Below are 26,024 nucleotides of genomic sequence, written 5' to 3'. Positions count from 1 at the left end.
TTCATACTATTATAAAAATAATGGTGTAACATTAAAAAAGGAGGTATTATATGCAATTTACAAATACGAAATTTAATGGATCCGTCGTTGAATTAACTCTTTTAACTGAAATCATGGAAAACAACCACTTCGTACTTGCTGGACAGTGGGATTATGAACGGGTTACATACGATTATAAATTTGAAATATTAAAAGATGTTTATTATTTACGAGTGCAAGGAGTTGCTGTTGAAGGTGATATCGGCAGCAGACACGCTGAAGTAAAACTACTCCCTCCCTTATTAGGAAAACATTATTATCCTCATGGCGTTGAATATGGTGATGATGAGACTTTCCCAACGAACGTACTTCAAAAAAGCGAACAACTCCTACAAAATGTCGAAAAAGAGTTAAAAGAATTTCAAATTATTGATTAACAAAAACAAGCGCATCAATATGATGCGCTTGTTTTATTTCTCTTCCCTAAGAATGAATCGTTTTTTTTACTGGATATCCATAAATAGATCCATCTTTTACTTTAATCTCATCCTCCCAAGGAACCTTATATTTACCTTCAGCTAAATCTTTTACAAACGTATATGGATTTTCTTTCACCCCACCAGGAGTTGCTACATATCCCCTTGACCCTAGATTATATATATTATTTTCTAATCCCCATCCTAATCTAGCCTGATCTGCTAGTTCCGGATATACTTCAGCAGTCACAATCTCCCAAGGATTTCGATGCCCCTGTACTAAAGTAGTCCCATCAAAATTACATACTTGTCCTTCACCAAAGTAATAAAATACCCCATCATAACCCGCTAAGTTTACCGACAATGTATACATTAAATTTTGCCATGCATTTGAACGATTGGTTAGCATCCATTGTTCACTAACTTGTGTGCTATATCCAGAAATACGGATCAAGACATTTGCTCCTTTATAGGCCGCTTCACGAGCTACTTCAGGGAACATGCCATCATGACAAATACAAACAGCTAATTTACTTCCTCCAGGTCCATCACAAACAGGTAAGCCTAAATCTCCAGCTTTCCAAGGCTCGACTGGCACCCAAGGATTTAGCTTACGATACTTCAAAATCATTTCACCTTGTGGATCAATAATAACTGCTGTATTATACGGTTCTCCACCATCAGGATTTTTTTCCATTATTGAAAAAACACCATATACTTTAGATTCTTTGCATGCCTCAGCAAATAAGTCGGTTTCTGGCCCAGGCACTGTACATAAAAATTCTTCTGTAGTCCATTTTTTTGTATTGAGCCCTTGTGTGCTATATTCAGGAAATACTATCAATTCTAATCCAGGGTAACCTGATTTAGTCGAATGAATTGTTTTTATGATTTGTTGAATTTGTTTATCAATGTCTGCACGTGACTCTACTACTGGTACTGGATATTGAATTAACGCTGTCAAAAAACCACTAATCGGCTTTACCATACTTCCACTACTACCCATTTAAATTCCCCCTTAAAATAGTCTATGTTTATTAAAGAAAACACTATAAAGTGAAACTTTAATCAGCGGGGTGTCCATCCCTCACTGATTATTAACCTTCACCAATCAGGCTTTTACGGACAGCCCGACTCCCGCAAATAGCAGGAGAAAGTTGTAAATCTCTAAAAAACTTGCACTACATATGGAAATATTACGTCTTAAAGCTAGTAGTAAATTTTATATCCACTTTTAGTACATGCCTACACTAAGTTAACATAAAAAGGTCAGAAAATTCAATCTTTTATACTCATTACAATTTAAAAGAAAAAAGTGCATGAGATCTCCCATACACTTCTTCTACTTAGTCTGCAAATAAGGTGGTAATTGCTGCAACTGCTCCTTATCCTTTTCACGCTCTCTACGTGCCCATCTAAAGAATACATAGCCTATAATTGTACCGTACACTATTTCCTGGACAATTTTCATTATGATACCACCAGTTTGTTGGTCTTGTACTACTGGCATCCAGTGTAAAAATTCTGGTCCAGTTATATTTAAATCTGATAAAGTGCCCGCCGGTACACATAGTTCCATTGCTTTCATCCAAGCGGCTGGATCCGTATACGTTGCGAATAACGGAGCCGTCGCAAAAATTATTAACGCACAAGCTGGCGTTAATAATATACCGTTAGCAAACATGTAACCAAGTTTCTTTATATCACTTAACGTTTGATATTCTGGTAACGGATTTAGCATCGGCCACCACATCATGATTGCTGTAAAAAACAATATAGTGAGACAAATAGGATGAGCAATTTGACTTTGTTTTACCGTATCAAAAACAACTGGTAAATGATAAAAAGAAAACAGGCCGTTAAATACAAACAATGCAATAAGTGGTTTAGCAAATACCTTTAATATAATTTGAACGAACTTAAAAGAAGTAATGTAACGATATAACCAAATTGGTATACCAAGCAACAGTAACGGTGGAACTGCAATATACATGACTGCCATTTCAAACATATGAGCACTAAATATAATATGGCCAATTAAATCAATAGGCCCTCCCTTTACAAAATACAAAAGAACAATACCAGTCGTAAAATAAATAATTTGCTTCTTACTTACCTTCGTCGCATTTTCAAATCTCATTCTATAAGGCCCAATAATTAAGAAGTACCCAATAAGAATCGAAAGCATAAATAATAAAAAAATTGGACTCCATAAAGCCTGAAAACCAAATATCCATAAGTTACTCATTGTCACACCTACCTTCTTAAGGTTATTCCATAATATGAAGAGGGAGCTGTGACAACACAAGCTCCCTTATTTTTCACTTTTCAAACCCACACGATTGTCATAAAAGCTAAAATTGTAATTAACCCTATTAGCAGACCAGAGTAAAGAAAGAAACTTGCCGCTTCATGTCCTTTATGACTCATATGCATAAAATAATACAATTGAAAAATCACTTGTACTACTGCTAATAGTAAAATAAATGGCACCGAGAAAGTCGGACTAAAAGTTTTTGGATACGCCACTGCTACAAATGCAACTAATGTTAAAAAAATCATTAATGCAAACGTAATAACTTGATGCTTCATTTCCTCCGCACTTTTTCTCTTCCGATAAACAAGATCAACTTTAGGATTATTCGTTTGCTTTATCGCCATTGTTTATCCCACCATTCCCATTAAATATACTACAGTGAAAATAAACACCCAAACTACGTCAATAAAGTGCCAATAAATCGATGCAACATAAAACTTCGGTGCATTGTATAAATTTAGACCTCTCTTCGCATTTCTAAAGATTAATGTTAAAATCCAACACAATCCAAACAATACGTGGAGTCCATGTGTACCAACAAGAGCATAAAACGCAGAGCCAAACGCACTACTTCTCATAGTATGCTTAAATTCATGTGTATAATGATAAAACTCATATATCTCAAACCCTAAAAACCCTAAACCTAGCAATACAGTTACTAGTAACCAAAGTTGCATTTTCTTAAAGTTAAAGTTTTTCATATGGTACATCGCATATACACTCGTTAAGCTACTCGTTAATAAAAGCATCGTCATAATGAAAACGAGCGGCATTTGGAACATCTCTTGAGATGTTGGTCCACCATTTGTAGAATTCTTTAGCGCTAAATATGTGCCAAACAAGGAAGCGAACAACACTGTTTCGCCTCCAAGAAATAACCAAAAGCCGACAAACTTATTTTTCCCCTCAAGGGTTGCTTTTTCAGGCTCTGCTGGAAATGTTTCATTCGTTAATTTTTCATCTACATGCATTATGCCTTGCCCCCCTTATCCTCTAAATCTTCCTTATGAATATGATATCCATGATCATCGATTACTGAACGTAGGAACATTGTGCCAAATGTAATGATTAAACCAATAATTGCTACTAATAACCAGAACTTATCTTTTCCGCCCTGCATATACATTGCACCAAATGCCGCTATAAACAATCCGAAAGAAATGACAAATGGTGAAAACGAAGGATTTGGCATATGAATATCACCAACTGGTTCCGCTGCTGTCATCTCTTTATTACCTTCACGTTTTTCAATCCAAAACGGATCTAATCCGCGAACAAATGGTAGTTGTTTAAAGTTATATTCTGGTGTCGGTGCTGGCATCGTCCATTCTAATGTACGTGCATCCCACGGATCACGACCAGCCTTTTCTTTTGATACTGTCGTTTTAATTACATTGAATAGAAGAACAATCGTCCCAAGAGCCATAAACACCGCTCCGATAGAACTAATCATATTCCCCATTTCCAACCCTTGCCCTTCAAGATATGTGTAGTAACGGCGTGGCATACCAATCAAGCCAAGGAAATGCTGAATAAAGAACGTTAAATGGAAACCGATAAAGAATAGCCAAAACGTTATCTTTCCTAATGTTTCATTTAATACTTTATTAAACATCAGTGGCCAATAATAATGAGCTCCTGCAAGTAAACCAAATACAACACCGCCAACGATTACATAATGAAAATGTGCTACTACGAAATAGTTATCATGAAATTGATAATCAGCTGGTGCAGATGCTAGCATAACCCCTGTAACTCCACCCATGACGAATGATGGAATGAAAGCTACTGCCCACATCATCGGTGTTGTAAAACGAATATTTCCGCCCCACATTGTAAAGAGCCAGTTGAATATTTTGATACCAGTCGGAACCGCAATCGCCATTGTTGCAACTGAGAAAATAGCATTAGCAACTGGACCAAGTCCAACAGTAAACATATGATGCGCCCATACCATAAATCCTAAAAATCCAATTAATACAGTCGCAAATACCATCGATGAATAACCAAACAATCGTTTTTTCGAAAATGTCGCGAAGATTTCTGAGAATATTCCGAAAGCTGGGAGTATAAGAATGTATACTTCTGGATGACCGAAAATCCAGAATAAATGCTCCCATATAATTGTATTCCCGCCCAATGCTGGATTAAAGAAACTTGTTCCAAATAAACGATCTAACATTAAAAGTCCTAATCCTACAGTTAACGGTGGAAAAGCGAATAATATAAGCGAAGATGTTACAAATGTCGTCCATGTAAACATCGGCATACGCATATACGTCATTCCTGGCGCACGCATATTAATAATGGTTACAAGGAAGTTAATACCTCCAATTAATGTACCAATACCTGAGATTTGCAAACCGAGTACATAGAAATCAACACCATGACCTTTAGAGGCTAAAGCTAAAGATGCATAAGATGTCCATCCTGCATCAGGTGCTCCACCTAAAAACCAACTTAAATTTAAAAATACTCCACCAAAGAAAAATAACCAAAATCCGAGTGAATTCAAAAACGGGAACGCTACATCACGTGCACCAATTTGAAGTGGTACAGCGGCGTTCATAAATGCAAACACGAGTGGCATAGCTGCGAGGAAAATCATTGTTGTACCGTGCATCGTCAATACTTGATTATAAGCATCCCCAACAAGAAAAACGTTGTTAGGAATCGCTAATTGAAGGCGAATAAATAGAGCTTCTATTCCGCCTATTACAAAAAACAATCCACCTGCAATTAAATAGAGAATGGCAATCTTTTTATGGTCTACTGTCGTTAAATAATCCCATATGACAGCACCCATCCCCTGTTTTTTTGCTACAGAACTCACGTTTTCAACCTCCCCTTCGCGAATAATCCCTCTTTACTTTTCAACTTTTAACGTTTGTAAGTATGCATTTAATGCATCAATTTGATCATCCGTTAAGTTGCCATATTTGCCAGTCATTTTGTTTCCTGGCTTCATATTTTCAGGATCTTTCAGCCATTTTTTTAAGTTTTCTTCATTGTTTTCGGCAATACCGGCAACCATATCGCGATCCGCAAAGTTTGCTAAGTTTGGTGCGATACGAGCGGAAGGTGGTCTACTATCATTAGATCCAACTGCGTGACAACCAATACAGCTTTTATTAAATATTTCTTGGCCCTCTTGCGCCTTTGTTGAAGCTACTTCTTTCTTCCCATCAATCTTCTTCATATCAGCAAGCCAATTTTTGTACTCGCTTTCATCTAAAGCTTTCACTTTAAATTGCATTAAAGAATGTGATGGGCCGCAAAATTCTGTACAAAAACCATTATAAGTGCCCGATTTATCTGCCTTTAACCACATTTTGTTCACATTGTCTGTATTTGTATCCATTTTCCCAGCTAAAGATGGAACCCAAAATGAGTGTTTAATATCGGCACCCTTCAAATTTAAATACACTTTCTTACCTGTGGGGATGACTAAATCTTGCGAAGTTACTATCTTTTCTGATTTATAAGAAAATTCCCACCAATAAAGATTCGCTGTTACATCAACAACGATAGTATCTTTATCAATATTCTTTTTCTCCATCGCACTTACATCAGCAAGTTTGAATGTATATGTAACCGTTGGAACAGCTAAGATTAGTAAAAGAATAATCGGAATAACTGTCCATATAATTTCTAGCTTGTGATTTCCTTCAACTTGCTCTGGAATATAATCTTCCTGACCTTTCTTTTGTCGGAAACGCACAATTACATACAAGAAAATAATAGTAACTACTAGTACTACTCCTACCATGATTGCACTCGCCAGTAGAAGTAAATCATATTGCATTTTTGCTACTTCTCCTTGCGGAATTAAAGTAGATTGAAAGGCTTTACCGCATCCCCCTAACAGTAAAGCCAGCAGTGAAACGAACGAAAGCAGTCGCCACTGTTTCTTCATACAAACAACCCCCACTTTCCTTGTGAATTAGATTGTACTTTATAGTTAAGTAAAGTAAATCTCAACGTAAAGAAATCCAATTATGTCGTTGTCTTAGAAGAATGTAACTACAATCATTGATACAAATAAGATTGTTAAATAATTTAGGGAATAAACAAACATTTGCACGGACCATTTTATGTCATCTTTCTTACGGAAGCCATAAAATCCTAAAGCGATCCATCCGATGTTAAGCAGTGTTGCAATTACCATAAATGTTATCCCTAGTCCACTCATATAAAATGGTAGTGGTAATAAACATACTGTCCAAATCATAATTTGGCGTTTCGTAATTTCAAATCCATGAACTACAGGAAGCATTGGAATTCCTGCATTTCGATATTCATCAACACGTTTCATCGCTAATGCAAGGAAATGTGGGATTTGCCAAATAAACATAATTAAAAATAACATCCAAGCAATTGGATGACCTAAAGATGGATCGATTGCTGCCCATCCAATTAAAGGTGGAACTGCTCCAGATATACTACCTACAACAGTATTTAGTGTATACTTTCTCTTTGTCCATAAAGTATATAGGACAACATATGTGAAAGCACCAATAAATCCCATTAAAACTGCCATTGGTGTTGTTAATAATAAGAATACAAATCCAAGAAGTAATATAACTAGTCCAAATGTAAGTGCAAATCCTGGTTTATACTTTCCAGTAACCGTTGGACGAGTCTTTGTTCTTTCCATTAACGGATCGATGTCTCTATCGATGTAGTTATTTAAACAACATACCCCCGCCATAATTAATCCAGAACCAACGATTGTAAAAAATAGCTTATCCAGATTGTCCATCACACTTAATCCATTAAAGTGTAACGCCAACCAAAATCCTGTAAATACAGTAAGTGTATTTGAGTTTACAATCCCCATTTTAACGAGTGCTGATAAATCTTGTAACCGAGTTGTTTCCGGTACACTTGTAACAGCGGACTCATCATGCAGCTCACTTGTTGCATGGTTCATCACTCTAACCCCCTCTTAAAACTTTCATCTTTCTTTTTGCGCCTATTTCAAATGAAATAATTCGCTTCTATATAGCAATATTATTACAGTAGAAACATTGTTAACCCATTCTACTACTAATCTACGCCCATACTCCAATATATTAAATCATATTTCCCGAACATTTTGTGAAGAAAACATGAACTTTTTGTGTCGAATATAAAAAACTTCATTCTGACTTGTCCTTATCATAACATGATGTTACATTCTATAATAAACTATTTTCTCCTATTTAACACGTATTCTCCCCATTTCTTTTCAAAATAGCCTATTTTTCACCTAAATTTTTCCTTACGAACCCTGTTTTCACACCTATTTTCTCTCCCTTGTCTTCCCCCTCCATTTCTTTGCTATTTTATTATTTTTTATATATCATAGGAACTAGCGCGTTTTATTCTATACATAATGGAATGAAAATATTTCGCAATAACTTCATAGCAGAAAGATGGTGAAAGAGATTGCAACGCTTTATTAAATGGTTAGCAGTCATTACAAGCCTTGATTTATTAATAGTTTTATTAGGAGGCGCTTTAGTTACAAAAACAGGTTCTGGTCAAGGTTGTGGTAAATCATGGCCACTTTGTAACGGTGAATTTGTTCCATCTAATTTATCAATGGAAACTATTATTGAACTTAGCCACCGATTAACATCAGGATCAGCTGGAATTCTTGTCACTCTCCTTTGTATTTTGTCCTGGAAATATTATAAACATGTGCGTGAAACAAAAACGTTAGCAATTTTATCCTTCGTATTTTTAGTTGCACAAGCATTAATGGGAGCAGCAGCAGTTGTTTGGGGACAAATGCCAGCTGTACTTGCTATCCATTTCGGTATTTCCTTAATTTCATTTGCTTCTGTCATTTTATTAACGTGTCTTATCTTTGAAATTGACCAAAAATTTGATGCACGTTCTCTTATTATGGACAAAAAAATGAAATTTCATATTTATGGTGTAACAATTTACAGTTATATCGTCGTCTACACAGGTGCTTTAGTACGTCACGAACGAGCTAGCTTAGCCTGTCCAGACTTTCCTTTATGTAGCAAAAACAGACCTATGCCAACTCAACTACATGAGTGGGTTCAAATGGGCCATAGAGTTGCAGCAATGTTAATTTTCGCTTGGATACTTTACGCGATGATTCTCGCTATTCGTCATTACAAACAGCAACCTGTAGTATATTGGGGATGGATCATTTCATTTATCCTTGTTACACTTCAAGCTGTAGTAGGAATTTTAGTTGTATTTACAAACGCTAGTTTAGCAATGGCATTGTTACATTCTCTATTCATTTCTTGCTTGTTTGCCGTACTATGCTATTTAGTTATGTTAGGAACAAGAAGTAAAGTGAATGCAAAAGAAGCCGAATCAACTTCTAAACAAACAAAATAATTTAAAACTAAAATCCCTTGCCAATTCGGCAAGGGATTTTTTGCAATAAAGAAAAGAGCTGTATTTACACAGCTCTTTTTTTATTTTAGTGATCTAATTCAATAAGTAAATCACCCGTTTGAATTGCATCACCATCGTTAACATATACTTTCTTCACTTTACCATTGAACGGCGCTTGAACTGTCGTTTCCATTTTCATCGCTTCTGTAATTGCCATAGAATCGCCTTTTTTCACTTCATCGCCTTCTTTTACAACTACTTTAATTACCGTTCCTGGCATTGTTGCACTAATGTGATTTGGATTTTCACGGTTTCCTTTCACACGTTGTGCAACTGTTGCTTTCACACTCTCGTCTTTCACGATAATTTCACGTGGTTGACCATTAAATTCCAAGTAAAGGACACGATTTCCATCCGGCTGTGGTTCTCCAATTGATACAAGTTTAACCATCAATGTCTTACCTTGTTCAATTTCCACATCAATTTCTTCACCTAGTCTCATACCATAGAAGAATGTCGGTGTATCAAGTACAGATACATTTCCATAAAGCTCAGCAACTTTTTCATAGTCCATAAATACTTTTGGATATAATGCATATGCAACTACATCAAAAATTGTTACTTCGCGTCCAAGTTTATGGAATAATTCTTCTTTTAACGCGTCGAAATCTACTGGCTCTAGTAGTTCACCTGGTCTTACTGTTAACGGCTCTTTCCCTTTTAAAATAATCTTTTGCAATTCTTTCGGGAAACCACCGTACGGTTGACCTAAATCACCAGCGAACATTTCAACAACAGATCCAGGGAAGTCCAAAGCATGTCCACGCTCTAAAACATCTTGTTCTGTCAGATGGTTTTGAACCATAAATAATGCCATATCGCCAACAACTTTTGATGACGGTGTTACTTTTACAATATCTCCAAACATGTCATTCACACGACGGTACATTACTTTCACTTCATCAAAGCGATCTCCTAAACCAACCGCCTTCGCTTGTTGCTGAAGATTACTATACTGTCCACCTGGCATTTCATGCATATATACCTCTGTGTGAGGTGCATTCATACCACTTTCAAACGGTGCATAGTATTTGCGTACATCTTCCCAATAATAAGATAGCTTTTCTAAAGAATCGATATTAACATCTGGTTGTCTTTCATTTCCACCTAGTGCATAGAATAATGTGTTCGCACTCGGTTGTGACGTTTGACCAGCCATAGAACTCACTGCTACATCGACAATATCAACACCTGCTTCAATTGCCTTCGTATACGTTAATATACCATTTCCACTCGTATCGTGCGTATGCAGGTGAATCGGAATCGATACCGTCTCTTTTAATGCTGAAACTAAATCATATGCTGCGTTTGGTTTTAGTAAGCCAGCCATATCTTTAATACCTAAAATGTGAGCTCCCGATGCTTCCAACTCTTTTGCTAAGTTTTTATAATAATTCAAATCATATTTACTACGTAATGGATCATGAATATCTCCTGTGTAGCACATTGTTGCTTCTGCAATTTTACCAGTATCTCGTACAGCATCAATTGCAACTCTCATACCTTCTACCCAGTTTAAACTATCAAAAATACGGAACACATCAATGCCTGCTTGAGCAGAACACTCCACAAATTTTTGAATTAAATTATCTGGATAGTTTTTGTAGCCAACTGCGTTTGACGAACGTAGTAACATTTGGAATAAAACGTTCGGCATTTTTTCACGAAGATCTAGTAATCGTTCCCATGGATCTTCTTTTAAGAAACGATACGCGACATCAAACGTTGCACCGCCCCACATTTCAGCTGAGAATAGGTTTGGTAACATTCTCGCTGTTGGCTCTGCAATTTGATGTAAATCTTTTGTACGAATACGAGTTGCAAGTAATGACTGATGTGCATCACGGAATGTTGTATCCGTTAAAAGTACACGGTTTTGATCCTGTACCCATTTTACTAATCCATCTGCTCCACGCTCGTCCAAAATTTGTTTCGTTCCATTTTGGATTGGCTCTGAATGTTTTAAACATGGAATACGAGCATCTGGGAATATTGGCTTTTCTTTTTTCCCTACTCCTGGGAAGCCATTTACTGTTACTGAACCAATATAATTTAACATTTTCGTTCCGCGGTCTTTACGTTTCGGGAACAAGAATAGTTCAGGTGACACATCAATAAACGAAGTATCATATTCTCCTGATAAGAAGTTTTTATGTTTTACTACATTCTCTAGGAATGGAATATTTGTTTTAATACCACGAATACGGAATTCTTTTAAGTTACGTTCCATTTTTGCAGCAGCTTGCTCAAAAGTAAGTGCCCAAGTTGTAACTTTTACAAGTAAAGAATCGTAGTATGGTGTAATAACTGCACCTTGGAAGCTATTTCCTGTATCAAGACGCACACCAAAACCACCGCCTGATCGATACGCCATAATTTTTCCTGTATCCGGCATAAAATTATTTAGTGGGTCTTCAGTTGTTACACGAGATTGGATTGCAAATCCATGCACAACTACTTCCTCTTGCTTCGGAACACCTACTATTTTACTATGTAATGCATGTCCATCAGCTATTAAAATTTGTGATTGAACGATATCGACTCCTGTAATCATCTCTGTAATCGTATGTTCTACTTGAACACGTGGATTTACTTCAATAAAGTAAAACTCATCATCTTTTACAAGGAATTCTACTGTTCCTGCATTTAAATAGTTTACATTTTTCGTTAACTTCACAGCAGCATCACAAATACGCTGACGCAGATCATCTGAAAGTGATACACTCGGTGCTATTTCTACAACTTTTTGATGACGACGTTGTACAGAACAGTCACGCTCGTATAAATGGACAACATTGCCTTCTTCATCTGCTAAAATTTGTACTTCTATATGTTTAGGTTTTTCAACGAATTTTTCGACGTAAACTTCATCATTACCAAAGGCTGCTTTCGCTTCTGATTTCGCTCGATTATATGATTCTCCTAATTCCTCACTAGTACGCACAATACGCATACCACGACCGCCACCACCAAGAGATGCTTTAATAATAATCGGGTAATCATACTTTTCAGCAAATTTTTCGACTTCTTCTAATGAATTTACTGGACCGTCACTACCAGGTATAACTGGAATTTGTGCTAGCTGCGCTTGTGTTCTTGCTTTCACTTTATCTCCAAACATATCTAAATGCTTGCTTTTCGGACCGATAAAGATAATCCCTTCTTCTTCACAACGTTTCGCGAATTGAATATTTTCTGACAAGAAACCATATCCAGGGTGGATTGCATCTACATGATTACTTTTTGCAATCTCAATAATGCCTTCAATATCTAGATAAGCATCAATTGGTTTTTTTCCTTCCCCAACTAAATAGGACTCATCGGCTTTATAGCGATGATAAGAACCACTATCCTCTTTAGAATAGATTGCAACTGTTTTTAATCCAAGTTCCGAACAAGCTCGAAACACACGAATTGCAATCTCTCCACGGTTAGCTACCAATACTTTTTGAATACGTTGCAGCTTTGTCATGATTTTCCCCCTCTACTTTCCTACCACTCTAGAGATAAAATATATACACACCTTAAAAAGCGTGAAGTTCTTCACTTTCCACATTATATTATACTTAGAAAGCTTCACTTTATTTTTATCCATCATACCTTATTTTTTAACAAATGATAAGTTTTCTGTACAATTTGTTTCACAAAAATAGTATAGCATACCTCTTCCTTTTCTAACAACTTAATTGTATATCACATTTAACGAAATGTGATATATCTTTTAACTGAAATAGAAAATAATACATCATATTTAAAACTACTTGAAAATAAAAAACACATCATGCTCTAAAGCACGATGTGTTTTTTATTTTACAACTACAAGATGTGGTCCATTTTGTTCTCTTTCTTTTATTACACCATTCTGTTGTTTTTCTTCTCGTTTTACATGACTAGCAATATTAAGTAGTATTCCCATCGCAAGTAGATTAGCTATTAAGGAACTCCCGCCATAACTAATAAACGGTAAAGGTACTCCCGTAAGCGGTATTAATCCAGACATACCACCAACATTAACAAAAGTTTGCACTCCCATTAAACTTGCAATTCCGATTGCAATTAAACTTCCAAACGGATCTTTACATTTTTGAGCAATCCTGAATGAACGAATAATAATAAGTAGCAAGCAAATTAAAATAATAGCTACACCAATAAAACCTAACTCTTCAGATATAATAGCCATAATAAAATCTGTTTGCGGTTCTGGTAAATATCCATATTTTTGCACACTATTTCCTAATCCCCGACCATTTAGCCCTCCTGAAGCAATTCCAATAAAAGAATTTACCAATTGGAATCCATCATTCTGAGGATCATTGAATGGATCAAGGAAAACTGAAAAACGTGCCTTTTGGTAACCACTTAATTTATAATTAGCCAGAAAATATAGCGCCGGAATCCATACTATAGAAGTTAAAACAATTCGTTTAATCCATAAGTTAATCCGTACCCCTGAACAAAGAAACATAATCCCGACTGTTCCTGCAATTAACAAATCGGTACCTAAATCATTTTGCTTTAAAATTAAAAACATTGCCATTCCAACAAAACCAAGTGTAAGTCCCGATCCTTTAAAAACAGGTGTATTTGTCTCTTGTCTTCTTGCAAAAAAGCGAGCTAATATAATAATAATTGATAATTTAACAAATTCAGCCGGCTGTATACCTAATATCCAACCTTTTGCACCATTTATTTCCTTACCAAAAATCAAGGCTGCTGCTAGTAAAGCAATACTTCCTAGCCCCATTGCCGATAAAATTATTCGTTTCCTCCAAAACTTATAAGGTAATGAAGCCACAATTGCTAACAATACCGTTCCAATAGCTAAAGTTATTAATTGTTTTTTAAAAAAGTAATTTGCTGGCCAGTTATGCCTCGAAATCGCAACAATGGAACTCGAACTATATACCATTATAACTCCCAGCACACATAAGATAACAAGAGGAAGTAACAATGAATAATCCATTGATTTCCATACTTTTTTCATTTCATTTCCTCTTTCTGTTTCAATTTAATTATTGTTGTATTCCATATGTACATTGATTCTTCCTGCTTTATTATACAAATAAAAAGCTCAAACTAATTTAGTTTGAGCCCCCTTATTTGAACCCGTTATTGTTGTTTGTTTGTAAACGCTTCATGAAGTGCAGATAACTCACGTTCGAGCTCACCTAACATTGCTTTCCCTTGTTCTTCTGCAATAAGACCAAGGCGAACTGCAAAATCGACCTCGCGGGATAGTCCAAACATTTGTGTGTCTAACACTTCTTCATATAATGGACATTGCGGCATTGTAAGATGGTCCATTTGCACCTTAATAAGTCTTAAAATCTTCTCTGCATCCGCTTGTAGAAGGGCTAGTGCCTTTTCCTGATGATTTGCTACTGTCTCAGACGCCAAATTGATTCCCTCCGTTTCCGTCCTACTCTCCTCTATCCTATCTATTAATATTAGCGATAGTTTTAATAAATTGCAATAGAAACATTTTTTGTGACAATAGTGTCTAATGCTATTATACTGAAAAGTGGGAGTATAACACAAATGGGGGAACAACAATGAGCGAAATTCTATTTATAAACGGAAAAGTACGTTTTCCAATCACTATTGATCCAACTGTTTGGATCTTTGATGATCGAAAAGTAGATTTGACAACTTACTTTGATGAAACTAGAGAAAACACGTCTGAACTAGAAACTTATTTAAAAAACACTTCAGAGCATTGGGATCGTGAAATTCGTGATGGTGCTGCCTTCCCGCCGATACAACAAAGTGTAAAGAAATATAAAAAAGAACAGCTAATTACTGGAACATTTGGTATACCATTTCATCCATTCCTTGCTAACGCTGAAATTTTAGAGGACGCTACGCAAGTTGAAATTGAAACGGTAGATCATACAATGACACTTCCATTAGAAACTGTCAAAAATGCTATACTAGGCTTTTCAAAAGAAGGAAAACCATTAAAAGAAGATGGGCCTGTTCATCTCTATTTCAATGATGGATCTAATCAACAAAATCCAATCCGTAACATCCGTAAATTTACAATTATTTAAAGAAAAGGAGTGAGCTTAAGCTCACTCCTTTTTACAATAAATCTGCTGCTAGTTGAGCTAAATTAGATCGCTCCCCTTTAACAAACTTCACATGACCACTAATACGCTGTTCTTTAAACTTCTCTACAACATACGTTAAGCCATTATTATATTCATCTAAATATGGGTGATCAATTTGCTGAGGATCTCCCATCAATACAATCTTACTCTTTTCCCCTACCCTAGTTAGTATCGTTTTTACTTCATGCTTTGTTAAATTTTGTGCTTCGTCAATGATAATGAACTGATCTGGAATACTTCTCCCGCGTATATAAGTAAGGGCTTCTACTTCAATCGAGCCCATTCCAGCTAAAATAGCATCTAACTCTCCTGGCTTTTTTGTATTAAATAAATACTCTAGGTTATCAAAAATTGGCTGCATCCATGGTCTTAACTTTTCTTCTTTTTCTCCTGGTAAATAACCGATATCTTTTCCGACTGGAACAATTGGCCTTGCAACGAGTAATTTTTTATATAACCCTAAGTCTTCCGTTTGCATGAGTCCCGAAGCTAACGCAAGTAACGTTTTTCCTGTGCCGGCTTTCCCCGTTAACGTTACAAGCGGAATATCTTCACGAAGCAACAATTCTAACCCCATAATTTGCTGCACGTTTCGTGGTCGTATCCCCCACACTTGTTCATTGTGAAAAATAAGTTTCTTTACCTTCTTACCTAAGTGATCCACAATGCCAAGCGCAGAACTAGAGCCCCCTAATGCATCTTTCATTACTACAAATTGATTTGGGTAAAAAGGGTGATTCGCAATTTCAGATAGAGGCAATTCACCTTTCTCATAAAAATAATCCAATTGTTCTTTTGATATATATCCTTCTAAAAAGCCAGAATATATATTTTCTACTTCAATTACGCGATCACTTAAATAATCTTCAGCCTTCAAACCAATTGCATCAGCTTTTACCCTTACGAGTACATCTTTACTTACTAAAATAACAGACTTCCCGTCCTCTTTTTCCTGTTCTTCTAAAGATAGGTTTTTTGCTACAGCTAAAATTCGATTATCATTTGTTTTTTCTACAAAAATATCTTGTAGTTGCACAAATGAACGATGGTTTAATTCAATACGAAATGTTCCGCCATTTTCTAGCGGGATACTTTCATGCAGCTTTCCTATTTCACGAAATTTATCTATTAACTTAGATACATAACGAGCATTTCGTCCTACTTCATCCATATAACGTTTTTTCGAATCAACCTCTTCTAATACAACTGCTGGAATCACTACTTCATTGGTTTCAAATGAAAAAATAGATAAAGGATCCTGCAAAAGTACATTCGTATCTAACACATAAATTTTATCCAACCTGTTACCCCCTGACTCCACTTTTAAATTTGTAGAACAAGGGTTTCATCCATAAAATATGGACGAACCATTGTTATAATTATATGTACCGTGTAAACGAGGTAGAATCGAAAATCATAGTCATTAAACCTTTTATTTATTCTTTATTCATTTCTGTTCAATATATTACTTTTTATTATAATTATTAACGTTAAATCACAATAACCGATTACAAAAGTGAATAAACGAATTTCTTATTTAGCACATTTATAATTCTCTTATTCCTACTAGCACTTCGTTATCCAGCTTTTTCGCCGCCCGAAGATCGTATGTTTTTTCATATGTTGGTTCAATTGCAAGTTTCGCTCCATAAAACATAACATCACGTACTTCTTGCACATTAACTTCTATTACAGTTAATTTCAGAGAAATACCTTCCATTCTATCTGTCAAAATTTCACCTGCACCACTTATGGAAAATACGGATTCATTCGCCATTATAGTCAATACTACACCTGTATTATGCCTTATATTTTCCACAATACGTGAACGTTGATCTACTGCAAATCGAATACTAGTTTTGCTCACTGCATACACCCAAGAAATAGCACTTACGTTAGGAACTTGTTTTTCAAAATCTGTCGTTGCTATCATCACAATACACTCTTTACGCAACGTTTGTACTAAACCCTCTGTTAAAGTAGGCTCTACTACATTCGCCATATTTTCACCTCCAAACATACTCGGTATATCCTTATCATAACTTATTTTTTGAATTGCGAAAATATTATTTTTTCCCACTATTATTCAAAAACATTATACTTCCATGATATACTTATATTGATAGAATTCGTATTGAGGTGACGAAATGAGAGTCAAATGTATGATTTGTGATAAAAAAGATATGTTAGATGATGAAAATCCTATGGCAAAAAAACTGCGTAATCGCCCTATTCATACATATATGTGCATGGAATGTTCGGAACGAATTGCAGAGCGTACAATGGAACGTCATGCAAGTGGTAATTTCCGATTATATCGTGATAAAAAAGTCGAAGACGATTGGTAAAATATAAATAAGTCCTTACTCATATAGATAAGGACTTATTTATATTTTTCTGGCTCACGGTTCATCTGATCCAAGAAACAATCAATGGCTTCTAGCGGAAACCTTGCAGATTTCCTTTCCCCATTCATTTCATATGTAATTAAATACATTTCCTCGTTCTTTTCAACTTCCACATTTTTCAATTTATGTTCTTCATATATCATATTTTGAAATAACAAATACGTCTCTTTTGCAGCACTATCATCCGGACGTGCTTCCGCAACTGTTTTAATTGTTAACCAATTATATAGTGCATCTTGTACTGAACGCATAAAACTTCGCCCCCTCACCCTGCTTTTTGTTGTCTTGCTTGACGTAATCGTAACCTATAAATCCCAAGTACAATTGCCGCTACAACAAGTCCCTCTCCAACAGGTAAAAAAACTGCAAAGAAAGTTAACACTGTACATCCAATCGCTAACGATATATATATCACTATATTTTTTATTATTGATAGTTTTCTTGCAAAACCTAAATTATACACAAGTGCACTTAATATAATAATGATGCCATACAGTAACCACATCCCTAATTCTGGATTTTCATCAACTTTACATAATTTCGCAAAAAAAGACATTCTTTCTAACACTATTTATCCCCCCTTCTCATAAAAAAACAAAATTTCTTTATGTACTTAATACAAGAGTAACCCGCGAAAAAAATACTGTCCACTAAAAAGAGTAAATATTCTAAAAAATAAACATAAAAAAACAGCTACCTTAATTTAAGGTAGCTGTTTTATTTTTTACGCTTCTACAGATTTCTTTTTCTTAGCAGCTCTTTCACGTTCGCTCTTATCAAGAATCTTTTTACGTAAACGAATTGATTCTGGAGTTACTTCACAGAACTCGTCATCGTTTAAGTACTCTAACGACTCTTCTAGAGTCATTAAGCGTGGTTTTTTCATTGTTGAAGTTTGATCTTTCGTTGCAGAACGAATGTTAGTTTGTTGTTTCATTTTCACAACGTTAACTGTTAAGTCGTTCTCACGAGTATGTTCTCCTACGATCATACCAGCATATACTTCTGTACCTGGTTCAACGAAGATTACACCACGGTCTTCGACTTGCATAATACCGTATTGTGATGCTTTTCCTGTTTCAAGTGAAACTAGAACACCTTGGCGACGTCCACCCACTTGTCCAGCATGTACTGGTTGGTAGCAATCGAATGTATGGTTTAAAATACCGTAACCACGAGTTAATGTTAGGAATTCTGTTGTGTAACCAATTAAACCACGTGCCGGAACCATGAAAGTAAGGCGAACTTGACCGTTTCCGTTATTCACCATATCTAACATTTCACCTTTACGTGCACCCATTGATTCCATAATAGAACCAGTGTATTCTTCAGGAACATCGATTTGTACGCGCTCTACAGGTTCACATCTTACGCCATCGACATCTTTAATAATTACTTCAGGCTTAGATACTTGTAGTTCATAACCTTCACGACGCATGTTTTCAATTAAGATAGATAAATGCAGTTCCCCGCGTCCAGATACGATCCATGCATCAGGAGAATCTGTATTATCTACACGTAAACTTACATCTGTTTCTAATTGTGAACGAAGACGCTCTTCAATTTTACGAGATGTAATGAATTTGCCTTCACGACCTGCAAATGGGCTGTTATTTACAAGGAATGTCATTTGTAGCGTTGGCTCATCAATACGTAATAATGGTAAAGCCTCTTCATGCTCAACCGGACATACCGTTTCACCTACGTTAATGTCTTCCATACCTGAAACGGCTACTAAATCTCCAGCTTTTGCTTCTTCAATTTCTTGACGTTTTAATCCAATGTAACCGAATAATTTCGTTACGCGGAATTGTTTTACACTTCCGTCAACTTTCATTAAAGCAACTTGTTGTCCAACCTTCATTGTACCGCGGAATACGCGTCCAACTCCAATACGTCCAACGTAGTCGTTGTAATCAAGAAGTGCTACTTGGAATTGAAGTGGCTCTTCGCTGTTATCAACTGGTGCTGGAATATGTTCGATAATTGTATCGAATAATGATTTCATATTCTCTTCTTGATTTGCTGGATTTGAATCTAAGCTTGCTGTTCCGTTCATTGCTGATGCAAATACAACTGGGAACTCTAATTGATCTTCGTTTGCACCAAGTTCGATGAATAAGTCAACTACTTCATCAACTACTTCATCAGGGCGAGCGAAGTCACGGTCAATTTTGTTTACAACAACGATTGGAGTTAAGTTTTGCTCAAGAGCTTTCTTTAAAACAAATCGTGTTTGTGGCATACAACCTTCATATGCATCAACAACAAGTAGAACACCATCAACCATTTTCATGATACGTTCTACTTCTCCACCGAAGTCAGCGTGACCTGGTGTATCTAAAATGTTAATTCTTTTATCTTCATAGTGAATCGCTGTATTCTTCGCTAAAATTGTAATACCGCGTTCTCTTTCTAGATCATTTGAATCCATTGCGCGTTCTTCAATATGTTCATTCGCACGGAATGTCCCCGCTTGACGTAATAACTGGTCAACAAGTGTTGTTTTACCATGGTCAACGTGGGCAATAATTGCTATATTACGTAAATCTTGTCGTTTTTTCAACATGTCCAACTCCTAATGTCTTTTTAATCCTTCTCTATTATAAGAGCGAAGGGGATACAATAGCAATTAAAATAAAAGCAAGAATGAAAATATAGTTGTATTCTTACTTTTGTGAAAGTAAAATGAGATTGGAGGGTGAAGAAATGGAACACATTCAATATCGCTTTTTATTAACCGCAATTATCGGTGTTATTTTCTTAATCGGTATCGGCATTATGATTGCTGAAAATAGTCCAATCGGTATTATTATTTGCATTATCGGTACATTTGTTGCAGTTGGATACGGTTTTGTAACAAAAAGAAAAATGCGCAAATCACAATAACGCTAAAAAGTAAGAAGCTTATACACAGCCTCTTACTTTTTTTGTTGCTCTCATATAAATGATAACACTTCTTCATACACTCCTGGTTTTGCAACTAACACACTGCTCTTCTCTATGATAGAAAGTGGCGCTCCAGCGAATGTCGTTACCTTACCTCCAACTTCTTCTACAATTATCTGTCCTCCGCCAAAATCCCATGGTGATAATCTCGGCGTTACATATGCATCTATTCTTCCTGTTGCAACATATACCATCTCTAACGCTGCACAGCCATATGATCTCGTGCCCCTTGCTTTCTTAACAAGTGCCATCATACTTTCCATATTAAGCAATGGATTATCTGTAAGCCATATCGCATTTAAAGCTACAATACTTTGCTCTACAGTCCCTTTTTCCAATGGAGGAATTGATATATCATTACAAAAAGCTCCAGACCCCTTGACTGCATGATATAGTTCATCATGTACTGGATCATAAATAAGTCCAATCTTTCCGATACCGTTCTCATAAATCCCAATTGAAATTGCAAAATTTCTTTTTTGATGAACAAAGTTCATCGTGCCGTCAATTGGATCAATTAACCAAACAACCCCGTCAGAAGACGTTATCTCGTCTCCATAACCCTCTTCTCCTAAAATATTATGATTCGGGAATGTTTCTTTAATTTTCCCAATTAAAAACTGTTCTATCTCTCGGTCCATATTTGTAACTAAGTCAGCTGCATTGGATTTTGTTTCTATAATAAGTGCTTTTTTCATGGATGCCATTAAATGCTCTCCTGCATCCCGAATCCACCGTTTGGCGTGTGCATCGATGTCTTTCCATACTTCTTGCATGTTTAAACACTCCGATCTATACTGTTCACAGAAAAAACGAACCCTTTATAAGGTTCGCACCAACTAATTTTTTATACATATACTATTATTACGCTTCTAAACGAATCATTTCAAGTCTTAACACTTCTAACTTTTGTACACACTCTTCTTTTTTCTGTTTATCATCTTCCATCATCGCATCATATAAAGTTGCTAATTCATAATCTAGCTCCAAACGTAGCACCGGTATTCTCTTTTCGGCATCTGTTCTCTTTAACGCATTAATCACCTGTCTCATATTATTTGCCTCCTCCCAATATTCGTCTGCCCTCGGACTAGAATTAATTAAATTTTCTGATTTTTTGTTTTATACTATACTATGTTGGATAAATCATCTATGCAACAAAATTATATTTTTTTATTTAAATTTTTTTGTGCTGTTTTTTTTATGAATAGTACAAGCTATGCTAAAATAAAAGCAAAATAGGAGTTGGAGGAACAATCATGACAATACAAACATTCAAGTCAACTGATTTTGATGTCTTTACAGTTGATGGTCTCGAAGAACGAATGAGTGCAATTAAAACGAACATTCATCCTAAGCTAGAAGCTTTAGGGGAACAATTTGCAGAATACTTATCCCAACACACTGATGAGAACTTTTTTTATCATGTTGCAAAACACGCACGCCGCAAAGTCAATCCACCAAACGATACTTGGGTTGCTTTTTCAACAAATAAACGAGGATATAAAATGCTACCGCATTTCCAAATCGGCTTATGGGGTACTCATGCCTTCATATACTTTGGTTTAATCTATGAGTGTCCACAAAAAGTTGAGACGGCTCATGCCTTCTTAGAACATTTAAATGATTTAAAAACAAATATTCCAAATGACTTCGTTTGGTCCATTGACCATACTAAACCAAGTGTGAAATTACATAAGACACTTGAAACTGAAGACTTACAAAAGATGATTGAACGACTAGCTACTGTAAAAAAAGCAGAATTATTAGTTGGTATTCATATATCACCAGAGGAGTTTTCAGCAATGACCAACGAACAATTCCTTGCTAAGATTGAATCTACGATGCAATCACTCCTTCCTTTATATGCACTTTGTAATCGATAGTAGAAAACGGACAATTTATATTGTCCGTTTTTAGTTGTTATCACATTATATCACTTCAGTTTTTATTTTTCAAAATATTTTTACATTTTTACAAACTTTTGTTCTTCGACTTCCTTTGCCCTTTGAATAGCACGATATATAGAGTATCCACTTACTTCTTGAAACTCTTTATCAATTTTCTTTTCTTCTGCTTTCGATGGAACAATCTCTTTAAAACGACGATATAAACCCATTAATTCTTCTCTTATAATTCCTTTTTCATAAGCTTTCTCAATCGCTTCATAAAACTTCACAATTATAACCATTTCCTCATTTGACCAATCATAATCTAACGGATATTGATATTCCATTTCGCACCTCATTTATCATTTCTTCTTGTTTCAATATAGCCACTCTGCATTATACACTATTTATTCATTTTAATGGAATTGTCTTCCTCTATTCATTAGTTGAGGCTAACTATTAAACATACTCACCTTAAAAATATTTTTTTCTATACATCTATAATTATTGGTGATATAATGCTTTTGTTTTATAGAAAATAAAGTGAAGCTACCATCTCAAAAACGATTTTTTGAATGGCAGAAAAACAAGCCCTATTCTAAAAAAGGACTTACTTTTTTAGAGCAGGATTATATAAAACAAATTATACTAAATATTACGAAGAAGAAGGGGTGTATAGATTGTCCCAATACGAAACACCATTGTTTACCGCTTTAGTTGAGCACAGTAAGCGAAATCCAATTCAATTCCATATTCCTGGTCATAAAAAAGGACAGGGCATGGATCCTACATTTCGCGAATTTATTGGGCATAATGCATTAGCAATTGATTTAATTAATATTGCGCCACTCGATGATTTACATCATCCAAAAGGTATGATTAAAGAAGCACAGGATTTAGCAGCCGCTGCATTCGGTGCAGATCATACTTTCTTTTCTATTCAAGGTACAAGTGGCGCTATTATGACAATGGTGATGAGCGTTTGCGGTCCTGGTGACAAAATCCTAGTACCACGAAACGTGCATAAATCAGTAATGTCAGCTATTATTTTCTCAGGTGCAAAACCGATTTTCATGCATCCTGAAATCGATCCGAAACTCGGTATTTCTCATGGAATCACAATTCAATCTGTCAAAAAAGCACTTGAAGAGCACTCAGATGCAAAGGGCTTACTTGTTATTAACCCAACGTACTTTGGATTTGCTGCAGACTTAGAACAGATTGTACAATTAGCACATTCTTATGACATCCCTGTACTAGTCGACGAGGCTCATGGGGTTCATATTCATTTTCACGATGAATTGCCGATGTCAGCGATGCAAGCTGGTGCAGACATGGCAGCAACAAGTGTTCACAAATTAGGAGGCTCTTTAACTCAAAGTTCTATTCTTAATGTGAAAGAAGGCTTGGTGAATGTAAAACATGTCCAATCTATTATTAGCATGCTTACAACTACATCAACTTCTTACATCTTGTTAGCATCACTTGATGTTGCGAGAAAACGTCTTGCTACAGAAGGAACAGCACTCATAGAACAAACAATACAATTAGCTGAACATGTTCGTGATGCTATAAATTCTATTGAGCATCTTTACTGTCCTGGAAAAGAAATGTTAGGTACAGATGCTACCTTTAACTATGATCCTACAAAGATAATTGTATCTGTAAAAGATTTAGGTATTACCGGCCACCAAGCTGAAGTATGGCTTAGAGAGCAATATAACATTGAAGTAGAACTCTCAGATTTATACAACATACTATGTCTTATCACTTTAGGAGACACAGAAAGTGATACAAATACACTTATTGCAGCATTACAAGATTTAGCAGCAACATTTAGAAATAGGGCAGATAAAGGTGTTCAAGTACAAGTAGAGATTCCAGAAATTCCAGTGCTAGCACTTTCTCCTCGAGATGCTTTTTATTCAGAAACAGAAGTCATTCCATTTGAAAATGCATCGGGTCGTATTATAGCTGATTTTGTTATGGTTTATCCGCCAGGGATTCCAATCTTTACTCCGGGGGAAATTATTACACAAGAAAACTTAGAGTATATTCGTAAAAACTTAGAAGCAGGTTTACCTGTACAAGGTCCTGAAGATATGACATTACAAACATTACGTGTTATTAAAGAGTACAAGCCTATCAGTTGATAGGCTTTTTTTTCACCTTTTTTCCTTTTCTTCATACGATACTAAAGAATGTAACGTATAGGTGGGGATACTATTATGATTGTAATAGGCCGTTCTATTGTACATCCTTATATTACAAATGAATATGAGCCATTTGCAGCAGAGAAACAACAAATTTTATCAATAATGGCAGGAAATCAAGAAGTTTATTCCTTCCGAACAGCTGATGAACTCAGCTTTGATCTCAATTTACGAGTTAATATTATTATCTCTGCACTAGAACTTTTTCAAAGTGGATTTCAGTTTCGCACATTTCAACAATCCTTTTGCAACCCCCAGTATTGGAAAAGAACATCCCTTGGAGGATTCGAGCTTCTTCCAAACATACCACCTTCCATTGCCATACAAGATATTTTCAAAAACGGAAAACTATATGGAACTGAATGTGCAACCGCTATGATCATTATTTTTTATAAAGCTTTATTATCATTGTATGAGGAAGAAACTTTCAATCGTCTATTTGCAAACCTTTTACTTTATACATGGGACTACGATCAAGATCTAAGGCTCATAACAAAAACCGGTGGCGATCTTGTTCCAGGTGACCTCGTTTACTTTAAAAACCCACAAGTGAATCCAGCTACGATTGAGTGGCAAGGAGAAAACACAATCTATTTAGGAAATTTCTTTTTTTACGGACATGGCGTAGGTGTAAAAACAAAAGAAGAAATTATTTATTCATTAAATGAACGACGAGTCCCTTACGCTTTTATTTCAGCTTTCTTGACCGATACTATTACCCGTATAGATAGCCGTATAATGAGCCAATACGCTTCTTCTAGTACACCACAGACATCCATAAGCTTTATTCCAATTAGAGATGATGCAATCGTTGCAACAGTTGGCCATACAACTACAATTTATTAAAAAAGCGCCTACACATGTAGGCGCTTTTTCTTATTATTAAGCTTTTGTATGTTCTTTATGGTCACATTCGCAATGAGATCCACATTTCCCGTATAGTACTGTTGATTTTTCATCTTCAAAATGTCCAATTGTTCCTTCACATACTTGGCATACGATTGTTCCCATTTTCATTTCCCCCTGAGTTTTAATAGTAATCTATTTATTTATCATTAAGCTTTCGCATTATCTTTTCTAGCACAGTCACAATTTGTTCCACATTTTCCGTAAAGTACTGTCGTTTTCTCATCTTCAAAATGTCCGATTGTTCCTTCACATACTTGGCATACGATTGTTCCCATTTTTCATTTCCCCCTAAGTTTATGGTCCTAAAAACTTTTAGCTGTCCATTTCCTATCAATTATTGGGCTTTTG

At 35.7% G+C, this 26,024-nt stretch carries 28 protein-coding genes; 8 read left to right on the top strand and 20 right to left on the bottom strand.

What is annotated here, in order from left to right:
• The first annotated feature begins 50 nt into the window (after nt 1–50).
• Nucleotides 51–416, top strand: coding sequence for a YugN family protein (locus MR170_RS19085; protein ID WP_016080460.1), 366 nt, complete (start codon nt 51–53; stop codon nt 414–416).
• Nucleotides 417–462: 46 nt separating this feature from the next.
• On the opposite strand, the gene MR170_RS19080 is transcribed toward MR170_RS19085, so the two are convergent.
• The 7 genes from MR170_RS19080 to ctaB form a co-directional block, all read right to left on the bottom strand.
• Nucleotides 463–1,461, bottom strand: coding sequence for a formamidase (locus MR170_RS19080; RefSeq protein ID WP_000535802.1), 999 nt, complete (start codon nt 1,459–1,461; stop codon nt 463–465).
• 336 nt (nt 1,462–1,797) lie between these two features.
• Nucleotides 1,798–2,703 carry a cytochrome c oxidase assembly factor CtaG gene (ctaG, locus tag MR170_RS19075; protein ID WP_016080459.1) on the bottom strand — a complete coding sequence of 302 codons (906 nt, stop codon included), beginning with the start codon at nt 2,701–2,703 and terminating at the stop codon, nt 1,798–1,800.
• Between the two features lie 80 nt (nt 2,704–2,783).
• Nucleotides 2,784–3,116 carry a cytochrome c oxidase subunit IVB gene (gene ctaF / locus MR170_RS19070; protein WP_016080458.1) on the bottom strand — a complete coding sequence of 111 codons (333 nt, stop codon included), beginning with the start codon at nt 3,114–3,116 and terminating at the stop codon, nt 2,784–2,786.
• 3 nt (nt 3,117–3,119) lie between these two features.
• A complete protein-coding gene (gene ctaE / locus MR170_RS19065) occupies nt 3,120–3,743 on the bottom strand; it encodes a cytochrome c oxidase subunit III (protein ID WP_000557861.1) in 624 nt (207 codons plus the stop codon).
• Entirely contained in the window at nt 3,743–5,578 is a 1,836-nt protein-coding gene (ctaD, locus tag MR170_RS19060) for a cytochrome c oxidase subunit I (RefSeq protein ID WP_242308938.1), read from the bottom strand. The genes ctaE and ctaD overlap by 1 nt, the downstream gene beginning before the upstream one ends.
• 60 nt (nt 5,579–5,638) lie before the next feature.
• Entirely contained in the window at nt 5,639–6,688 is a 1,050-nt protein-coding gene (gene coxB / locus MR170_RS19055) for a cytochrome c oxidase subunit II (RefSeq protein ID WP_000745273.1), read from the bottom strand.
• 93 nt (nt 6,689–6,781) lie between these two features.
• Nucleotides 6,782–7,705: a protoheme IX farnesyltransferase gene (gene ctaB, locus MR170_RS19050; RefSeq protein ID WP_001015060.1), complete on the bottom strand. Its 924-nt coding sequence runs from the start codon at nt 7,703–7,705 to the stop codon at nt 6,782–6,784.
• Nucleotides 7,706–8,202: 497 nt separating this feature from the next.
• On the opposite strand from ctaB, the gene ctaA reads away from it, so the two are divergent.
• Nucleotides 8,203–9,138 (top strand): heme A synthase, encoded by a 936-nt coding sequence (gene ctaA, locus MR170_RS19045; RefSeq protein ID WP_016080456.1) that lies wholly within the window; start codon nt 8,203–8,205, stop codon nt 9,136–9,138.
• 85 nt (nt 9,139–9,223) lie between these two features.
• Here ctaA and pyc read toward each other — a convergent pair whose 3' ends face one another.
• The 3 genes from pyc to MR170_RS19030 all read right to left on the bottom strand — a co-directional run bounded on the left by pyc (nt 9,224) and on the right by MR170_RS19030 (nt 14,595).
• A complete protein-coding gene (gene pyc / locus MR170_RS19040) occupies nt 9,224–12,670 on the bottom strand; it encodes a pyruvate carboxylase (RefSeq protein ID WP_242308936.1) in 3,447 nt (1,148 codons plus the stop codon).
• Nucleotides 12,671–13,003: 333 nt separating this feature from the next.
• Nucleotides 13,004–14,182 (bottom strand): FtsW/RodA/SpoVE family cell cycle protein, encoded by a 1,179-nt coding sequence (locus MR170_RS19035; protein WP_016080454.1) that lies wholly within the window; start codon nt 14,180–14,182, stop codon nt 13,004–13,006.
• 125 nt (nt 14,183–14,307) lie between these two features.
• Entirely contained in the window at nt 14,308–14,595 is a 288-nt protein-coding gene (locus MR170_RS19030) for an Fpa/YlaN family protein (RefSeq protein ID WP_000135694.1), read from the bottom strand.
• Between the two features lie 155 nt (nt 14,596–14,750).
• On the opposite strand from MR170_RS19030, the gene MR170_RS19025 reads away from it, so the two are divergent.
• Nucleotides 14,751–15,248 carry a molybdopterin-binding protein gene (locus MR170_RS19025; protein ID WP_001289809.1) on the top strand — a complete coding sequence of 166 codons (498 nt, stop codon included), beginning with the start codon at nt 14,751–14,753 and terminating at the stop codon, nt 15,246–15,248.
• A 31-nt stretch (nt 15,249–15,279) separates the two neighbouring features.
• Here the strand turns inward: MR170_RS19025 and MR170_RS19020 are convergent, their stop codons facing one another.
• Together MR170_RS19020 and MR170_RS19015 are read right to left on the bottom strand one after the other, a co-directional pair.
• Entirely contained in the window at nt 15,280–16,608 is a 1,329-nt protein-coding gene (locus MR170_RS19020) for a PhoH family protein (RefSeq protein ID WP_000358083.1), read from the bottom strand.
• A gap of 246 nt (nt 16,609–16,854) precedes the next feature.
• Nucleotides 16,855–17,310, bottom strand: coding sequence for a pyridoxamine 5'-phosphate oxidase family protein (locus tag MR170_RS19015; RefSeq protein ID WP_000024600.1), 456 nt, complete (start codon nt 17,308–17,310; stop codon nt 16,855–16,857).
• A gap of 145 nt (nt 17,311–17,455) precedes the next feature.
• On the opposite strand from MR170_RS19015, the gene MR170_RS19010 reads away from it, so the two are divergent.
• Entirely contained in the window at nt 17,456–17,656 is a 201-nt protein-coding gene (locus tag MR170_RS19010; RefSeq protein ID WP_001995040.1) for a YlaI family protein, read from the top strand.
• Nucleotides 17,657–17,691: 35 nt separating this feature from the next.
• On the opposite strand, the gene MR170_RS19005 is transcribed toward MR170_RS19010, so the two are convergent.
• The 3 genes from MR170_RS19005 to typA form a co-directional block, all read right to left on the bottom strand.
• Nucleotides 17,692–17,967, bottom strand: coding sequence for a hypothetical protein (locus tag MR170_RS19005; protein WP_001258140.1), 276 nt, complete (start codon nt 17,965–17,967; stop codon nt 17,692–17,694).
• Between the two features lie 14 nt (nt 17,968–17,981).
• Nucleotides 17,982–18,284 (bottom strand): YlaH-like family protein, encoded by a 303-nt coding sequence (locus tag MR170_RS19000; protein ID WP_000893656.1) that lies wholly within the window; start codon nt 18,282–18,284, stop codon nt 17,982–17,984.
• Between the two features lie 156 nt (nt 18,285–18,440).
• Nucleotides 18,441–20,285, bottom strand: a complete 1,845-nt coding sequence (typA, locus tag MR170_RS18995; protein WP_016080451.1) for a translational GTPase TypA — start codon at nt 20,283–20,285, stop codon at nt 18,441–18,443.
• Nucleotides 20,286–20,425: 140 nt separating this feature from the next.
• On the opposite strand from typA, the gene MR170_RS18990 reads away from it, so the two are divergent.
• Nucleotides 20,426–20,605: a DUF5325 family protein gene (locus MR170_RS18990; protein ID WP_000400123.1), complete on the top strand. Its 180-nt coding sequence runs from the start codon at nt 20,426–20,428 to the stop codon at nt 20,603–20,605.
• A gap of 50 nt (nt 20,606–20,655) precedes the next feature.
• On the opposite strand, the gene MR170_RS18985 is transcribed toward MR170_RS18990, so the two are convergent.
• Together MR170_RS18985 and MR170_RS18980 are read right to left on the bottom strand one after the other, a co-directional pair.
• Nucleotides 20,656–21,441 (bottom strand): inositol monophosphatase family protein, encoded by a 786-nt coding sequence (locus MR170_RS18985; RefSeq protein ID WP_016080450.1) that lies wholly within the window; start codon nt 21,439–21,441, stop codon nt 20,656–20,658.
• A gap of 88 nt (nt 21,442–21,529) precedes the next feature.
• Nucleotides 21,530–21,718, bottom strand: coding sequence for a hypothetical protein (locus MR170_RS18980; protein ID WP_001250164.1), 189 nt, complete (start codon nt 21,716–21,718; stop codon nt 21,530–21,532).
• 206 nt (nt 21,719–21,924) lie between these two features.
• Here MR170_RS18980 and MR170_RS18975 point away from each other — a divergent pair, with 206 nt between their 5' ends.
• Nucleotides 21,925–22,551: a YktB family protein gene (locus MR170_RS18975; RefSeq protein WP_000155318.1), complete on the top strand. Its 627-nt coding sequence runs from the start codon at nt 21,925–21,927 to the stop codon at nt 22,549–22,551.
• Between the two features lie 80 nt (nt 22,552–22,631).
• Here MR170_RS18975 and MR170_RS18970 read toward each other — a convergent pair whose 3' ends face one another.
• Nucleotides 22,632–22,901 (bottom strand): UPF0223 family protein, encoded by a 270-nt coding sequence (locus tag MR170_RS18970; protein ID WP_072940553.1) that lies wholly within the window; start codon nt 22,899–22,901, stop codon nt 22,632–22,634.
• A 333-nt stretch (nt 22,902–23,234) separates the two neighbouring features.
• Here MR170_RS18970 and speA point away from each other — a divergent pair, with 333 nt between their 5' ends.
• Both speA and MR170_RS18960 read left to right on the top strand, forming a co-directional pair.
• Nucleotides 23,235–24,707 (top strand): arginine decarboxylase, encoded by a 1,473-nt coding sequence (gene speA / locus MR170_RS18965; protein WP_016080448.1) that lies wholly within the window; start codon nt 23,235–23,237, stop codon nt 24,705–24,707.
• A 75-nt stretch (nt 24,708–24,782) separates the two neighbouring features.
• Entirely contained in the window at nt 24,783–25,613 is an 831-nt protein-coding gene (locus tag MR170_RS18960; RefSeq protein WP_000635339.1) for a protein-glutamine gamma-glutamyltransferase, read from the top strand.
• A 36-nt stretch (nt 25,614–25,649) separates the two neighbouring features.
• Here MR170_RS18960 and MR170_RS18955 read toward each other — a convergent pair whose 3' ends face one another.
• Together MR170_RS18955 and MR170_RS18950 are read right to left on the bottom strand one after the other, a co-directional pair.
• Nucleotides 25,650–25,778, bottom strand: a complete 129-nt coding sequence (locus tag MR170_RS18955) for a GapA-binding peptide SR1P (protein ID WP_000536796.1) — start codon at nt 25,776–25,778, stop codon at nt 25,650–25,652.
• Between the two features lie 44 nt (nt 25,779–25,822).
• Nucleotides 25,823–25,951 (bottom strand): GapA-binding peptide SR1P, encoded by a 129-nt coding sequence (locus MR170_RS18950; protein ID WP_000536803.1) that lies wholly within the window; start codon nt 25,949–25,951, stop codon nt 25,823–25,825.
• Nucleotides 25,952–26,024 lie beyond the last annotated feature (73 nt).

Origin of the sequence: Bacillus cereus group sp. BfR-BA-01524 (assembly GCF_022662595.1) — a bacterium.
GTDB classification, from domain to species: Bacteria; Bacillota; Bacilli; order Bacillales; family Bacillaceae_G; genus Bacillus_A; species Bacillus_A thuringiensis_S.
Note: the sequence above shows the minus strand (reverse complement) of the source record. Positions and strands in the feature narration are given on the sequence as shown.

Excerpts from the sequence above, each read along its gene's own strand:
- MR170_RS19085 (WP_016080460.1), top strand. The coding sequence starts at position 51 with ATGCAATTTACAAATACGAAATTTAATGGATCCGTCGTTGAATTAACT.
- MR170_RS19080 (WP_000535802.1), bottom strand. The coding sequence starts at position 1,461 with ATGGGTAGTAGTGGAAGTATGGTAAAGCCGATTAGTGGTTTTTTGACA.
- ctaG (WP_016080459.1), bottom strand. The coding sequence starts at position 2,703 with ATGAGTAACTTATGGATATTTGGTTTTCAGGCTTTATGGAGTCCAATT.
- ctaF (WP_016080458.1), bottom strand. The coding sequence starts at position 3,116 with ATGGCGATAAAGCAAACGAATAATCCTAAAGTTGATCTTGTTTATCGG.
- ctaE (WP_000557861.1), bottom strand. The coding sequence starts at position 3,743 with ATGCATGTAGATGAAAAATTAACGAATGAAACATTTCCAGCAGAGCCT.
- ctaD (WP_242308938.1), bottom strand. The coding sequence starts at position 5,578 with ATGGGTGCTGTCATATGGGATTATTTAACGACAGTAGACCATAAAAAG.
- coxB (WP_000745273.1), bottom strand. The coding sequence starts at position 6,688 with ATGAAGAAACAGTGGCGACTGCTTTCGTTCGTTTCACTGCTGGCTTTA.
- ctaB (WP_001015060.1), bottom strand. The coding sequence starts at position 7,705 with ATGAACCATGCAACAAGTGAGCTGCATGATGAGTCCGCTGTTACAAGT.
- pyc (WP_242308936.1), bottom strand. The coding sequence starts at position 12,670 with ATGACAAAGCTGCAACGTATTCAAAAAGTATTGGTAGCTAACCGTGGA.
- MR170_RS19035 (WP_016080454.1), bottom strand. The coding sequence starts at position 14,182 with ATGAAAAAAGTATGGAAATCAATGGATTATTCATTGTTACTTCCTCTT.
- MR170_RS19025 (WP_001289809.1), top strand. The coding sequence starts at position 14,751 with ATGAGCGAAATTCTATTTATAAACGGAAAAGTACGTTTTCCAATCACT.
- MR170_RS19015 (WP_000024600.1), bottom strand. The coding sequence starts at position 17,310 with ATGGCGAATGTAGTAGAGCCTACTTTAACAGAGGGTTTAGTACAAACG.
- MR170_RS19010 (WP_001995040.1), top strand. The coding sequence starts at position 17,456 with ATGAGAGTCAAATGTATGATTTGTGATAAAAAAGATATGTTAGATGAT.
- MR170_RS19005 (WP_001258140.1), bottom strand. The coding sequence starts at position 17,967 with ATGCGTTCAGTACAAGATGCACTATATAATTGGTTAACAATTAAAACA.
- typA (WP_016080451.1), bottom strand. The coding sequence starts at position 20,285 with ATGTTGAAAAAACGACAAGATTTACGTAATATAGCAATTATTGCCCAC.
- MR170_RS18990 (WP_000400123.1), top strand. The coding sequence starts at position 20,426 with ATGGAACACATTCAATATCGCTTTTTATTAACCGCAATTATCGGTGTT.
- MR170_RS18985 (WP_016080450.1), bottom strand. The coding sequence starts at position 21,441 with ATGCAAGAAGTATGGAAAGACATCGATGCACACGCCAAACGGTGGATT.
- MR170_RS18980 (WP_001250164.1), bottom strand. The coding sequence starts at position 21,718 with ATGAGACAGGTGATTAATGCGTTAAAGAGAACAGATGCCGAAAAGAGA.
- MR170_RS18975 (WP_000155318.1), top strand. The coding sequence starts at position 21,925 with ATGACAATACAAACATTCAAGTCAACTGATTTTGATGTCTTTACAGTT.
- MR170_RS18970 (WP_072940553.1), bottom strand. The coding sequence starts at position 22,901 with ATGGAATATCAATATCCGTTAGATTATGATTGGTCAAATGAGGAAATG.
- MR170_RS18960 (WP_000635339.1), top strand. The coding sequence starts at position 24,783 with ATGATTGTAATAGGCCGTTCTATTGTACATCCTTATATTACAAATGAA.
- MR170_RS18955 (WP_000536796.1), bottom strand. The coding sequence starts at position 25,778 with ATGGGAACAATCGTATGCCAAGTATGTGAAGGAACAATTGGACATTTT.
- MR170_RS18950 (WP_000536803.1), bottom strand. The coding sequence starts at position 25,951 with ATGGGAACAATCGTATGCCAAGTATGTGAAGGAACAATCGGACATTTT.